General features: G+C 65.5%; 11 protein-coding genes. 3 read left to right on the forward strand and 8 right to left on the reverse strand.

Translation table 11 applies throughout. The annotated features are described in order from the left end of the window. Positions 1-56: 56 nt before the first annotated feature. A complete protein-coding gene (locus ACSFBM_RS30615; protein ID WP_435487744.1) occupies positions 57-428 on the reverse strand; it encodes a DUF779 domain-containing protein in 372 nt (123 codons plus the stop codon). Further along, positions 428-1948: an aldehyde dehydrogenase gene (gene adh / locus ACSFBM_RS30620; RefSeq protein ID WP_435487745.1), complete on the reverse strand. Its 1521-nt coding sequence runs from the start codon at positions 1946-1948 to the stop codon at positions 428-430. Before adh ends, ACSFBM_RS30615 begins: the two co-directional genes overlap by 1 nt. A gap of 213 nt (positions 1949-2161) precedes the next feature. Here adh and ACSFBM_RS30625 point away from each other — a divergent pair, with 213 nt between their 5' ends. The 3 genes from ACSFBM_RS30625 (at position 2162) to ACSFBM_RS30635 (ending at position 6866) form a co-directional block, all read left to right on the forward strand. Further along, on the forward strand, positions 2162-4060 hold the full coding sequence (locus ACSFBM_RS30625) for a sigma-54-dependent Fis family transcriptional regulator (protein WP_435487746.1): 1899 nt from the start codon (positions 2162-2164) through the stop codon (positions 4058-4060). Between the two features lie 142 nt (positions 4061-4202). After that, entirely contained in the window at positions 4203-5045 is an 843-nt protein-coding gene (locus ACSFBM_RS30630; protein ID WP_435487747.1) for a class I SAM-dependent methyltransferase, read from the forward strand. Positions 5046-5267: 222 nt separating this feature from the next. Beyond that, the gene (locus ACSFBM_RS30635; protein ID WP_435487748.1) at positions 5268-6866 is read left to right on the forward strand and encodes an OpgD/OpgG family glucan biosynthesis protein; all 1599 of its coding nucleotides are present in this window, start codon (positions 5268-5270) and stop codon (positions 6864-6866) included. A gap of 51 nt (positions 6867-6917) precedes the next feature. Here the strand turns inward: ACSFBM_RS30635 and ACSFBM_RS30640 are convergent, their stop codons facing one another. The 6 genes from ACSFBM_RS30640 to ACSFBM_RS30665 form a co-directional block, all read right to left on the reverse strand. Then, positions 6918-8273: a hypothetical protein gene (locus ACSFBM_RS30640; protein ID WP_435487749.1), complete on the reverse strand. Its 1356-nt coding sequence runs from the start codon at positions 8271-8273 to the stop codon at positions 6918-6920. Next, the gene (locus tag ACSFBM_RS30645) at positions 8270-10378 is read right to left on the reverse strand and encodes a T6SS effector phospholipase Tle3 domain-containing protein (RefSeq protein WP_435487750.1); all 2109 of its coding nucleotides are present in this window, start codon (positions 10376-10378) and stop codon (positions 8270-8272) included. The genes ACSFBM_RS30640 and ACSFBM_RS30645 overlap by 4 nt, the downstream gene beginning before the upstream one ends. Then, entirely contained in the window at positions 10375-11127 is a 753-nt protein-coding gene (locus tag ACSFBM_RS30650; RefSeq protein ID WP_435487751.1) for a T6SS immunity protein Tli3 family protein, read from the reverse strand. The genes ACSFBM_RS30645 and ACSFBM_RS30650 overlap by 4 nt, the downstream gene beginning before the upstream one ends. Next, positions 11124-11768, reverse strand: a complete 645-nt coding sequence (locus ACSFBM_RS30655; protein ID WP_435487752.1) for a T6SS immunity protein Tli3 family protein — start codon at positions 11766-11768, stop codon at positions 11124-11126. Before ACSFBM_RS30655 ends, ACSFBM_RS30650 begins: the two co-directional genes overlap by 4 nt. 316 nt (positions 11769-12084) lie before the next feature. Next, complete coding sequence (locus tag ACSFBM_RS30660) at positions 12085-12429, reverse strand: hypothetical protein (RefSeq protein WP_435487753.1); 345 nt, start codon at positions 12427-12429, stop codon at positions 12085-12087. A gap of 197 nt (positions 12430-12626) precedes the next feature. After that, positions 12627-14308, reverse strand: a 1682-nt coding sequence (locus ACSFBM_RS30665) for a type VI secretion system Vgr family protein (RefSeq protein WP_435487754.1), incomplete at its 5' end; no start/stop codon positions are given.

The raw sequence follows: 14308 nt of genomic DNA on the forward strand, positions 1-14308 counted from the left end.
ACGGCAGCCCTGAACACGCTCACCCCATCGGCGTGAGCGAGCCCTGAACAGCGCCCCTACTTCGTCGCCTCAAGCACAGCCCATTCCTCGTCCGTGAACAGCCGCGACCGCGTCAGGAAGCGCAACCCTTCCGGCCCCTCCAGCGAGAACATCCCGCCGCGCCCCGGCACCACGTCGATGATCAGCTGCGTGTGCTGCCAGTACTCGAACTGCGGCCCGCTGATGTAGAACGGCATGCCGCCGATGTGGCCCAGCAGCTTGTCGTAGTCGCCCACGATGAACTCGTCGCGCCCGTAGCACATGGGCGCGCTGCCGTCGCAGCAGCCGCCCGACTGATGGAACATCAGCGGGCCGTGCCTGGCGGCGAGCCTGTCGATCAACGCGAGCGCGGTATCCGTCGCGGTGACGCACAGGACCTCGCCTGTCATCAGAAGAAGCCCAGCTTGTTCTCGCTGTAGCTCACGAGCAGGTTCTTGGTCTGCTGGTAGTGGTCGAGCATCATCTTGTGGTTCTCGCGCCCGATGCCCGACTGCTTGTAGCCGCCGAAGGCCGCATGCGCCGGATACTGGTGATAGCAGTTGGTCCACACACGGCCGGCCTGGATGCCCTTGCCCATGCGGAAGGCGCGGTTCATGTCACGGCTCCATACGCCCGCGCCCAGCCCGTACAGCGTGTCGTTGGCGATGGCGAGCGCTTCTTCCTCGTCCTTGAAGGTGGTGACCGACACCACGGGGCCGAAGATCTCTTCCTGGAAGATGCGCATCTTGTTGTGGCCCTTGAACACCGTGGGCTTCACGTAGTAGCCGCCGGCCAGGTCGCCCTCGAGCGTCTGGCGCTCGCCGCCGATCAGCACCTGCGCGCCCTCCTGCTTGCCGATGTCGAGGTACGACAGGATCTTCTCGAGCTGTTCGCTCGAGGCCTGCGCGCCGATCATCGTGGCCATGTCCAGCGGGCTGCCCTGCTTGATGGCGGCCACGCGCTTCAGTGCGCGCTCCATGAAGCGGTCGTAGATCGACTCCTGGATCAGCGCGCGCGACGGGCAGGTGCACACCTCGCCCTGGTTCAGCGCGAACATCGCGAAGCCTTCGAGCGCCTTGTCGAAGAAGCCGTCGTCCTTGTCCATCACGTCGGCGAAGAAGACGTTGGGCGACTTGCCGCCCAGCTCCAGCGTGACCGGAATCAGGTTCTGGCTCGCGTACTGCGAGATCAGCCGGCCGGTGGTGGTTTCGCCGGTGAAGGCGATCTTGCCGATGCGGTTGCTCGACGCCAGCGGCTTGCCCGCCTCCACGCCGAAGCCGTTCACCACGTTCAGCACGCCCGGGGGCAGCAGGTCGCCGATGATCTCCATCAGCACCAGGATCGACACCGGCGTCTGCTCCGCGGGCTTGAGCACCACGCAGTTGCCGGCAGCGAGCGCAGGCGCGAGCTTCCACACGGCCATCAGGATCGGAAAGTTCCAGGGAATGATCTGGCCGACCACGCCGATGGGCTCGTGGAAGTGATACGCAAAGGTTTCGTGGTCGATCTCGCTGATGCCGCCTTCCTGCGCGCGGATGCACGACGCGAAATAGCGAAAGTGGTCCACCGCCAGCGGCAGGTCGGCCGCCATGGTTTCGCGGATCGGCTTGCCGTTGTCCCAGGTCTCGGCGGCCGCGAGCAGGGCCAGGTTCTCCTGCATGCGGTCCGCGATCCTGTTCAGGATGTTGGCGCGATCGGTGGTCGAGGTGCGGCCCCAGGCGGCCTTGGCCTTGTGGGCGGCGTCCAGCGCGCGGTCGATGTCGGCCGCGGTCGAGCGCGGCACCTCGCAGAAGACCTTGCCGGTGACGGGCGTGATGTTCTCGAAGTACTGGTTGTCCACCGGCGCGACCCACTCGCCGCCGATGTAGTTGCCGTAGCGCTTCTTGAACGGCACCGCGGTGCCGAATTTGCCTGGTTCGAGCATGTCCATGACTTGTCTCCATTTGCTTGATGGCGCCACGACATGCGGCGACCCGCCTGATCCATCGCAAGCCACATACCCGCCCGGGTCGGGACAATCCCTGGGTACTTCTTCCCTCGCAGCACGGTGTCGCAGAGGGTTTCCATTCGCAATCTGCGACATGCATGTGCGAACACGGCGACTAGGATGTCGCACAAGGCGAACAACCCATCGGAGACACGCATGAGTGGTGAAGCGCAGTGGCCATCGGTCAGGATGGAACAGGCCCGCGAGCTGTTCTTCGGGCAGGGCCGCGACCCGGCGCCGTGGATTGCGCCGCACATCTCGCGCTCGTGGCAGCGCAGCCGCCCGGTCGACCACCGGGCCATCGACCCCGAGCCGATGGCGCTCGCGCTGCTGCGCGAACGGCGCGAGCAAGCCATTCGGCTGCTGAACTGTGCGCAGCCCGAACTCGACGGGCTGGCCGAACACGCCATCGGCAACGGGTGCGTGGTGGTGCTGTCGGACGCCAGCGGCCTGATCCTCGAGGAGGTCGGCAGCCCCGACTTCCTGCCCAAGGCCCAGCGCATTGCGCTGCAGCCCGGCGTGGAATGGTCGGAAAACCACCGCGGCACCAACGCCATCGGCACCGCGCTGGCCGAGCGCGAGGCGCTGATGGTGCTGGGCGGCGAGCACTACCTGTCGCAGAACGGCGGCCTGGGCTGCGCTGCGGCGCCTATCTTCACGGGGCGCGGCGAAGTGGCGGGCGCGCTCGACATTTCAGGCGAGACCCTGCGAGTGAACCCGCATGCACTGGGCTTGGTGCGCATGGCTGCGCAACAGGTCGAACACCGCATGCTGCTGGCCGAGGCCAGGGGCCACGTGCTGCGCTTCCATGCGCGCCCGGCGCTGATCGGCACCGCACGCGAGGGGCTGATGGTGATCGAGGGCGGGCGCATCGTCGCGGCCAACCGGGTGGCGCTCGAGCTCTTCGGCCGTTCGTGGGAGGGGCTGCTCGACCTCGATGCAGAGGTTTTTCTCGGCGAGAACTGGCCGCGCATGGAACACCGGCGCAGCCTGCTCACGCTGCCCGGCGGACGGCAGATCGCCACGGTGATGGAGCGTTCCGAGACGCCGGGCAGATCGAACGCCACCGCGCGGCGGACGACCTCGGCACCGGGCCCGACGCCAGCGGCCGACGACGTGCAGCCGCTGCTCGACAAGGCCGTGCGCGTGCTGAACGAAGGCGTGCCGGTGATGGTGAACGGCGAAACCGGCAGCGGCAAGGAAGTGTTCTCGCGCCGCCTGCACGCCGCGAGCCGGCGCAGCGCGGGCCCGTTCGTGGCGGTCGACTGCGCCTCGCTGCCCGAGACGCTGATCGAGTCGGAGCTGTTCGGCTACGACGAGGGCGCCTTCACCGGCGCCCGGCGCAAAGGCATGGCGGGCCGCATCCGCGAGGCCCATGGTGGCGTGCTGTTCCTCGACGAGATCGCGGAGATTCCGCTGGCGCTGCAGACGCGGCTGCTGCGCGTGCTCGAAGAACGCGTGGTCAGGCCGCTGGGCGGCGGCCAGGGCGTGGCGGTGGACTTCGACCTGGTCTGCGCCACGCACGGCCACCTGCCCGCGCTGGTGGCGGCAGGGCGTTTTCGCGCCGACCTGATGTACCGGGTGGCGGGGTTCACCGTCGCCCTGCCCTCGCTCAGCCAGCGCAGCGACCGGCACGCGCTGATCGAGCGGCTGTTCATGGAAGCGGGCGGCGCGGCCAGGCAGCTTCGGCTGGAGGCCGATGCGCTCGCCGTGCTGGCCGCCTACCGGTGGCCGGGCAATGTGCGGGAGCTGCGCAGCACGCTGCGCGCCGTCGTCGCGCTGGCAGATGCGGGGGATTCCGTGACGGCCGCGGCGCTGCCTGCCCATCTGCGGGGAATGCACACGCACGTGGAGATGCCGGGTGCAGCCAGCGCCGTTGCATTCACCCCGCCACCGCCGACCGAGCCGCTGGTGGCCATCACGCGCCATGCCATCGACGAAGCGCTCAAGGCCTGCGAGCACGACGTGGCCAAGGCCGCACGCCGGCTCGGGGTTCACCGCAGCACCGTCTACCGCCACCTCGCACGGGAGCGCGGCGCACCGTCAGCGCACTAGAGGACGCCGGCCGACCGCCGGGCCTGGCGTGGCATTCGTCATTCGTGGATGCGCGCTGCGCCACTGCGGGCGTAACCAAAGACTGACTTGCCCCGCCTGGCCGCAGCCGCCAGACTCGATGCATGGCTTTGCTGCAGCATTCATGACCCTTCCCAAACCCGCGCGGGGCCTGTCGGCCGTTCCCTCCACCTTGCGGATTCCCCTGGCCGCGCGCGCGTCGGGCGACCGCATGTTTCCCCAGGTGGCCGTGCGCGACGCCTACGCCGCCGGCATCCTCGAACAGATCCGCGACGACGGTCAGGCGCTACCGGAAGAGCGCATGACCATCTACAGCATCCTCTCGCGCACGCGGCGCCTGCGCGGCCTGGCGCAGGAGTTCCTCAAGCGCCACCCCGCCGCGCGGGTGGTGAACATGGGTTGCGGGCTGAGCCACTACTTCCAGTGGCTGGACGACGGCAGGTGCCGCATGACCGACGCCGACCTGCCCGAGGTGCTCGAACTGCGCCGCGAGCTTATCCCCGAGACCAACGGTCGCCACGACCTTCGAGAACTCGACCTGACCGCGCCTGACTGGTGGGAGCAGCTGGGCCTGCCGGAGAGCCGCGACGCCCCGCCCGTGTTCCTCTTCACCGAGGGCGTGCTGATGTACCTGGAGCCCGAGCAGGTGGAGGCCGTGCTCGCCACCTTCGGCGAGCGGGCGCCCGCGGGCTCGGTGCTGGCCTTCGATGCCATGTGCTGGCTCGGGGTAGGCCGCGCGAAGCAGCACCCTTCGGTGCGCACCACCGGCGCGGAGTTTCGATGGGGCGTGCGCCGCCCGGCCGAGCTGACACAGCCGCATCCGCGGCTGCAGCTGACAGCCACCTACCGCCTGCTCGAAGGCATGGGGCTGTCGTACACGCTGTTCGCGCCGATGGTCATGATGTTTCTCGGCGTGTCGCTGTATGCGGTCTACGCGCTGAGGGCGTCCGACGGCGACGATACATAAACGCACAATTCTCCGGATTGGCGGCTTTGTCCGGCCCGGGGTGCGCGGAATGGCTGACGCGGGCGGCTTGCGAGGGCCTTCAGACTGTCGGCTCTTCCCGGTCACGGAAAGTCCCTTGCGCCACTTGCTGCATTAGGATCGTTCCAAAGCTCGCCTCCCAGGCCGGGCTGTGCCGTTTTCCTTTTTCCCAGACTCGCAAGATTCGCAACCCTCAAGAACCACATGCTTGATCGCCGATCCTTCCTTGCCGCCGGTGGCGCAGCCGCCGCACTCGCCGCACTCGGACTGCCCCAGGAGGCGCTGGCCGCCAACGGGCTGCAACTGAGCCAGCCCACGCCCTTTTCCTTCGACGCGCTGGTCGCGCAGGCCAAGTCGCTCGCGGCCAAGCCCTATGTGGCGGCCGCGCCCCTCGCGCCCGACGTGCTGGAGCGCATCGACTACGACGCCCACGGCAAGATCAAGTTCGACCCGGCCAACGCGCTCTTTCGCGACGGGCCCGGCGCGTTCCCGGTCACCTTCTTCCACCTCGGCCGCTTCTTCCAGACCCCCGTGCGCATGCACGTGCTGGAAAACGCCGACGGCGACGCCTTCTCGCGCGAAGTGCTCTACAACGCCTCGTACTTCTCGATGCCGCCCGACAGCCCGGCGCGCGCACTGCCGCCCGGCGCGGGCTTCGCGGGTTTTCGCCTGCAGGAAAGCCGCCTGGGCGACCAGAGCAAGCTCGACTGGCAGAAGAACGACTGGGTCGCGTTCCTCGGCGCCTCGTACTTCCGCGCCATCGGCGAGCTCTACCAGTACGGCCTGTCTGCGCGCGGCGTGGCGCTCGATGTCGCGGTGCCCGACAAGGCGGAAGAATTCCCGACCTTCACGCGCTTCTACTTCGAGACGCCGGCGGCGAACAACACCACCTCGATGACGGTCTACGCGCTGCTCGAAGGCCCGAGCATCACCGGCGTCTTCAAGTTCATCATGCAGCGCAACAAGGCCGTGATCATGGACATCGACGCGCGCATGTTCCTGCGCCGCGATGTGTCCCGCCTGGGCCTGGTGCCGCTCACGTCGATGTACTGGTACTCCGAAACCATCAAGCCCACCGCCATCGACTGGCGCCCCGAGGTGCACGACTCCGACGGCCTGGCGATCTGGAACGGCGCGGGCGAGCGCATCTGGCGCCCGCTGAACAACCCGACGCAGACACGCGCGTCTGCTTTCGCCGACACCAAGCCGCGCGGCTTCGGCCTGCTGCAGCGCGACCGCGCCTTCGACCATTACCAGGACGGCGTGAACTACGAGAAGCGCCCGAGCCTGTGGATCGAACCGCTGGGCGACTGGGGCGAGGGCTCGGTGCAGCTCATCGAGATTCCGACCGACGACGAAATTCATGACAACGTGGTCGCCTTCTGGGTGCCCAAGGCAGACGCCAAGGCCGGCGCCAGCTACAGCCTGCAGTACCGCCTGCATTGGACCGACCAGGAGCCCTTTCCGTCGCCGCTCGCGCGCTGCGTAGCCACCCGCATCGGCCGCGGCGGCCAGCCGGGCCAGCCGAGGCCGCAGGGCGTGCGCAAGTTCATGGTGGAGTTCATCGGCCAGCCGCTGACCACGGTGCCCTTCGGCGTGAAGCCCGAGGTGGTGCTGACGGCTGCGCGCGGCAAGTTCTCGTACATCTTTGCCGAGGCCGTGCCCAACGGCGTGCCAGGGCACTGGCGCGCGCAGTTCGACTTCACGCCTGAAGGCAATGAGCCGATCGACATGCGGCTGTATCTGAAGAACGGGGATCAGACGTTGACGGAGACTTGGTTGTATCAGTACCAGCCGGGGTAGGCGGCTGAAATCTGCTTGCCCGTGCGTGCCGGGTGGCACCTGCGCATGCGCTCAGATGACGTACGGTCTTGGATTCAAACGCTGGCGATACTCAGGGCGGGGCGGGAGCAGCGCGAAGACCAATGCCCCGCGCGGGTCGCGCAGGTTGACCACGAGCGCCGGCTCGTCGGTTTCCCAGACGGCGATGCTCGCCAGCCCGATGGCTGCGTTCATGCTCGCCGCGCCCAGTTCCCCGCCCAGGCACGGCTCCAACCGAAAACCCGCGCCCGTGTCCAGCAGTCCACTTTGCGATGTCACCTTGGTCATGCAGCGCGCGAGCAATGCGGTGTCGTCACCGTCCGGTGCAGCGCTGTAGAAGAGTCGCTTGGGCGGCTGCTGGCGCAATGGCCCTTCCAGCAGGGCTTTCAGCGCGGCCTCGAGCGCGTCGGCCCGTTGGTCGGTCGATATGCCCGCATCGAAACGCGCGAATTCGGGCTTGAACAGCAGCGCCAGCGTCGGCATCTGTGCGTACTGCTCGTACTGGGGTTGGCTCCACAACGCCGGCACGTTCGGCGTCGGCCTGAAGTCACCAGGCGAGACACGATAGTTCGCGCCGCCGTCATAGGCTTCCGACCGCAGGCCGCCGAAGCCGTGGGGGCCGCGGCCGACCACGCCGTTAGGAAAATTACTGTCCTGGCTTGCATCGCGAACGTGCAGCGACCACTCGCGCAGCCACTCGGCTGCCTCGGGACGTGTGAGCAGCAGACCTGAGAAGGTGTCACGCAACTGACCGGCGCGCTTGGGTCGCGCAAGAATGTCCTCCAGCGACTCGCTGCGCTGCCCCTGCGGGTTCTCCCAGCCGCCCAACTCAGCGCGCACCGCGTAGCCGTCTTCGGCCCACACCAACAGGCTGTTGAGGTCGCCCTGGGTGTCGAACGCCTCGAAGGCTGAGAGCCAGAGGCCTATGCCTGCGGGCTCGAAACGCGGGCGCGCGTTGAAACCCAGTTGGTGGAACGCCATGCCCGCTGGGCCGTTGTGCAGCTGCCATGGAACCCCGCGCTTGCTCTCGCTGCTCTGATACATGCGGCTCCATTGCGCCAGTGCCGTCGCGTCAAGTTTCGTGGACGGTGGCAACGCCATCAGCGTGGGAAGCGGGTAGTTCTCCACGAAACGACCCCGCTCGCCGTTTCTCGGCCGGTGGGTCAGCGCGGCGCGCAGCGCGGCGCTGCGGAACAAGCCAGCGTTCTCCAGGCATTTGTCCAGCGAGCCCGGCGGTGTGGGCGCTTCTTCGTCGGGCGATGCCCGGCGTCGCACGCGGTCCCACAGGGGGCCGGCGGGCACCTGCTCCACACGCAGCCCCACCCCCGAGACATGCAAGAACCTGGCGGGAGATGCGGCGGCGGGATGATAGCGATAGCGTCTTGTCACTGCGGTGCTCCGGTCGAATTGAAAGTTGACTGGGACGCAGATGCCGGCGCGTTGCCAGTCACGATGCCGGGCGGCATCGTTCTGTCGGAGTCGGGCAGCTTGCCCGTTTCGTAGTACGGGTCGCTCTTCTTCCAGTCGGCCAGGTCGAGCAGGTAGTTCCAATACTTCTCGTCGTGCCAGGCGTAGCCCAAGCCTACGGTGACGTCGTAGCTGAGTACGTTCGCCACAGGTGAAGCGTCAGTTTTCTGATTCTTGAAACGCAGGATGGCCGCATGATTGGTGGGGGACACAGGGATCTTGCCGACCTTTTTCCTGCGTCGCTCTTCGACTTCTTCCCAGCTTTCGTAGGTCACATGCGTAGGCAACCCCTTTTCGTCCCGCCGCATGACGGTCTGCCGCTCCTGGTACATCACGTCGTCTCTGAAGTCTTCCTGTTGTTCAATGCTTGCTTTCACCGGCGTGCCGTCCGGCGCCATGCCTTGCTTGCCGTCATACATCACATAGCCGGCATCAAACTCTTGAGGCAGATCCAGTGGCCATGGCACTTCCGGTGCATTAACGATCACGCTCTCCACCTCGCCGCGCCCGTTGGGCAGGAGGTCTCCCTGCACCGGCACGAGGCCCAGTATCTTTTCCGGCTCGATCTTCCACATGGCATCGGGCTTGCTGCCGTCCAGGTAGCGCGACTCCTGGCGCTTCTCCCCAGATTCGCCATTCGGGCCGGCCGCGACCGGCACGAGCTGCCTGTAGAAGTAGGGCTGCGCCTTGCCGGTGGGCTTAGCGCCTACAGGCGGGTTGTGCTCGCCATTGGTGCCGCGCGCAAAAAGACGCTGTTGCACGTTCTCGCCCTGGTTGACCTTCTCCATGTATTTGGGCGGAATGCCGCGCCAGCCCATGCCGGAGACGGCAGATACACCGATCACTCGGTCGCCGGGGTTGAAGTTGACGACCAGCTTGCCGCGGGTGTCGCTGCGCTCGAACTTGGGGTCGCTCCACCACGGCTTGCCGTCTTGCCCGCGGGGGCCGTCGGGGTCTTCGACCTTGCCGCCAATTTCGGCCTGCCACAGCGGTGCGTCGGCGGGCTTGTGGCAATACACGGCGTCGTCGTAGGCGTGTCGCGGCTTGTGTTCGACGGTGCATGCGAACTTCGGCTCCGGCGGCGCCGGGTAGCCCTTGGTGGCCTCGGCCACGATCTTCGCGGCATTGACGAAAGTGTCGATGCGCGCCGGCCCTGGCTGCACGCTGCGCTTGCCGTCAGACGCGCTGATGACGTCGGTGATCGCCGTGTCGAAACGGTAGGGCGAACTGTTGAGGATCACGGTGTCGGGCCCGCGCACCTTGTCCAGGAAGAACAGCGAGCACAGCGCGACGATGGTGCCCTGGCTGTGCGAGACGATGTTGATCGGCTCGTTGGGCAGGTTCTTGCGGATGTCCGTGACCAGGTTCGCCAGGCGTCGTGCCGCGTGTGCGTAGTACAAGCGCGGCGGGCAGTCGCACAGCATGCGGCCGACCACAGGGTTGATGGAGTTGACGTCGACCGTGCCGAACAGGACGTCTTTGCGAAATCCCGTGGGAAGCCAGAAGGAGGTGAGCGAGGCGCCGCCGTTTTGGAAGGGGCCACCGCCCCAGGCGCCGTCGGTGCGCAAAGGGTTGCCGTATTGATCGGTCTTGGCAGGAGTGTTGCCCCGCTGGTCTGTGCCCTTGACTATCCTGCGCTCGGTGGGTTGGGTTTGGTAGCCCCACCAGAAGGGGATGACGGGGGACTTGACGCGCTTGCCATCTTTGTCGATTTTGAGATAGCGGTTGGCAGTGACCTTGTCCTTATTGCCTTCCTTGTCCTGAGCCAGTTGCCTCAGATCGTCCCTGCCCAGCCTCTGGTTCAATCCTTCTGCAAACTGCCCTGACGCATCGAAATACCACTCTCCATCGGAATTGACCCCGTGTACGAAGATGATGATGCCGGGCATCAGGTCCGGCACTCCGACTGTGTGTGTGCGCTCCTTCTGCTTGTCATCGGTGCCGGTGGATTTGCCTCTGACCCATTGGTACTTGCCGGGTTCGGGTACTACGGGGGTGAGCGAACTCAGGTCGGTGTCCTGGCTCATTTGCGACTTCCGCTGTCTTGGGCTTTGCACTGCACCTTGATATCGGCAGGTGGAATGCGCGGCTTGAAAACGAAGCCAGGAAGATACGTCCAATCACTGCTCTGCGGTGTGGGGTGCGTCAAATCGAGCCCGTCCGTGATCACGTCCACATTGCGGTGCGACTGATACGCCGTCGATCCGCTAACCATCAAGTCATAGGTGGTCCCCGGTGACCACACTCGTTTCCATGTTCGACCTCCATCGATGGAGTAAGGCATCGTGGCGGCCGCGCACCCACCTCCCCCCGACGAGCAGTTGATACCCCCTCGCGTCACAGGCGCCACCAAATACTGATCGTTGGCGGCGTCGATGATGAGGGTGGTTCGGTTCATCACCGCGTCGAAGCCCACCACTTCCGAACGGATGCCCTTGGCCGTGTCGACGAAGTAAAGCATGTCGCCATAGCAGTTGTCTTCCGGCGTGATCTCGAAGTACCTGTGCTCGTCGATACGGTAGGCAACCTGCGGCGTCACCGGCGGCGCGGGCGGCTTTGCCGGCTCGGCGGGCCAGACCTTGGGAGGGCTGCCGCCCTGGGCGCAGGCGCCCAAGCCCAGCACCAGCGCAACAGAGGTCAGCCAGCGCAGGCGGCGGATGTGCGTGCGGTCTTTCTGCTTACCTTCGATGCCGGTGGATTTGCCTTTGACCCATTGGTACTTGCCGGGTTCGGGTACTACGGGGAGAAGCGAACTCAGGTCGTTGTCCCGACTCATTCGCCGCTCCCGCTGTCTTGGGCTTTGCATTGCACCTTGGTATCCATCGGTGCAATGCGGGGCTTGAAGATGAAGTGCCGGTCATCCAGACCTTGCCAGTCATTGCTTTGGGGGTTGGATATCGTCAGATCCAGTGCATCGGTGCTTGTGATGCCATAAGCACGGCGGGAATACGACTGATACGCCGTCGACCCGCTGACCATCAAGTCATAGGTGGTCCCCGGTGACCACACTCGTCTCCATGTTCGACCTCCATCGATGGAGTAAGGCATCGTGGCGGCCGCGCACCCACCTCCCCCCGACGAGCAGTTGATGCCCCCTCGCGTCACAGGCGTCACCAGATATTGATCGTTGGCGGCGTCGATGATGAGCGTGGTTCGGTTCATCACCGCGTCGAAGCCCACCACTTCCGAACGGATGCCCTTGGCCGTGTCGATGAAGTACAGCATGTCGCCATAGCAGTTGTCTTCCGGCGTGATCTCGAAATACCTGTGCTCGTCGATACGGTAGGCCACTTGCGGTGGAATGTCGGGCCGATGCGTTGGTGGCGGCGAAGCCCTGCCAACTGCGCACGCACTCAGCGCCAATACCAATGCGGCCAAAGTCAGCCCCCACACTGACCTGAAGTCGCTCTTGCTCATGAAAATTCTCTCCCTGTGTTGTGTTGAAAGCCGATCAAATAGACGCGGTGCGTCTCAAGCAGCGCAAACGGTTTGTCGCGAGAGCACCTGTAAATCGCGTCGGTGCGCGATCGGCAGGACACGCAAGGTGCGGCACATGACATGCGGGCTTGACCACAATTTCGACTGCATCGGGCAGGTCGCGACATGCGCCAGCTCGAGCAGCACACGGCGACGGCCACCGGCCACGCCGATGAAGTCGGCGAAGTGTCATGTCGAAGCGACAGGAAGGGCCGATGGAAGTTTGCGCATCGAAAGTCATCGCGCTGCACTCATGTCAGTACGTCGGCGCTGGGCAGCCGGTCGACGACCGGCACACCAGAATTTCCAGCTGCTCGGGGTCGAAAAGATCGCCATCGGGCAGGCGGACCAATCCCTTGTCGTCGCTTTTGAAACGTGAGATCTTCCCGTCGCGCGTTCTAACGGCGACCTCTCCATTGGGATAGGGAATCCGGAGATTGTTTTGGCCGCTCTTGGCTGGCGCGATGCCTTGTGCCCTTGGAAACGCGACGTTTTTTTCCGGCACGGACTCTGGCGTTTTCTTCGACTTGGGCGCCGGCGAAGAACACCCAAAGAGAAACGACACGAGCAACGCAGCGCATGCGATTGAAATGAGCTTCATGTCATTTCCTTCGCGACAGCGCTGATTTTCTTGGCCACTGGGTATGTGCTTGCGCAAGCGCCCAGCACCCCCAACAAGAAGTTGGCCGTTTGTCCCGCAATGCTCCCGGCCACGGCTTGGGCCTTGCAGGGGAAAGAGCGTGGTTTCTTCATCCTCATATGTCCTCGTGTCTTGACTTGTCGAGTGCTGGGTGTGGTTCAAGTGATATCGAACGGCTTGCTCTCGTCGAGCCTGGAAATCGCGTCACCGCCGGATTGCGCATTGCTACCGCCCCCGCTGGCCTTGACGAGGCTGTAAGCGCGGCTGGGCAAGCCATCGGCCTTGTCCCCCATGCGGTGCAGCTTGAGTTGATGCGCCTGGTCCGTGCGCATGAAGCTCGGAAGATCAATCCCGATGGTGCTGGGGCCGCTGATGCGGTAGTTCGCGGTCTGCACGAGGTACTCGCCCGTCATGCCCCAGACCACCCGTCCGCCGCCCATGCGCAGGTAGGTGCCGTCGTCCAGGGCCAGGGTGATGCTCTTCCTGGCCTTGATCGTGATGCTGTCCTCCGTGGACTGGATCGTGATGGCCTTCTCGCCTGTGATCTCCACGCTGTTGTGCTGAGCCTGGTGAATGAGCTTTCCCTCGTTGGCTACAACGCGGATGTCGCCGGTGCGCGCGAACTGACCGATGTCCTTGCCGGCGGTGTGCAGGATCGACTGATCTGCGTAGTGCTGCTGGTTGTGGCCGGCCACCGTGTCGATGTTCAAGCCGGCGTACTGGATGTGGTCCTTGGGCGTGACGCTGGCAATGCCGGCCGCACCGCTGAGGGCGAGCACGGGTTGGCCGCCTTTCGCCTTGCCATGGGCATCGACTTCGTTGCTGGCACCATGCCCGAGGGCTTCGGCGGCTTCGCTCAAGGCTTGTTGCGGCGCGGTTTCGCGCGCGCCGGCGTCGCATTTCTCGGCCGCCTTGGTCAGGTCTTTGGCGATCGCCAGCGCCTGTTCCAGACAGGCGACCAATTCGTCGCGGCTCAACAGCCCGCCGATGGCCTTGGAGCGCCCGTCCGTGGAGATGAGCAAGCCCTTGTGTGCGCGCACGGCACCCCACCCATCGGAGCGAAGTTCAAAACCTTCACCCCGGTCGTCCTTGCGCCCCGCGTTGTCCTCGATGCGCGTGATGTGCCCCAGGCTCAGCTGGCTGTGCTGGTGGTCGCTCTTGAGCTGCGCCTGGATCCTGCCGGCCGTGTCGTCCAGCGCGAGGTGGTTGCTGCGCCCGGCTGCGCTGTTGCCACCTTCTTCGGTCAGCTCCCGGCTTCTGAAGCCCGACAGCGCCTGCTGCCCCGGCAACGCCCATGGCGGCAGGTTGTTCTGGTTGTAAGGCCGCCCGGTGCAGATCGGCAGGTCCGGATCGCCGCCGTAGAAATCGACGATCACCTCTTGGCCGATGCGCGGAATCTGGACGCCACCCAGCTGGTTGCCCGCCCACGGACTCGACACCCGTATCCAGCAGGTGCTGTGCTGGTTCTTCTGGCCGATGCGGTCCCAAGGAAACTGCACCTTGATGCGGCCCAGTTCGTCGGTCCAGATGTTCTGCCCGGGCGGCCCGACCACCAATGCGGACTGGGGACCGCGGGTGAACGGCTTGGGTTGCGTGGGCGCCGGACGCAGCGGCTCGGCCATCGGGTGTGCGGTGAAATCGAGCTCCACTTTCCAGTGCTGCTTGCGCCCGGGTGCGGCATCGCGGATCTGGCTGTCTTGCCCAACGTCTTCGATCAGGAGCCGGGTGTCCAGGATCAGGTACTCGGTGTTGGCCTTCTCGCGCGGGTGATTTGTGAGCTGGAAGCTGCAGCCCGGAACCATGCCGCGCAGGTTGCCGCTGGCCTTGGCGCGGGCACCGT

This window comes from Variovorax pasteuri (assembly GCF_051216435.1).
Classification (GTDB): Bacteria; Pseudomonadota; Gammaproteobacteria; order Burkholderiales; family Burkholderiaceae_C; genus Variovorax.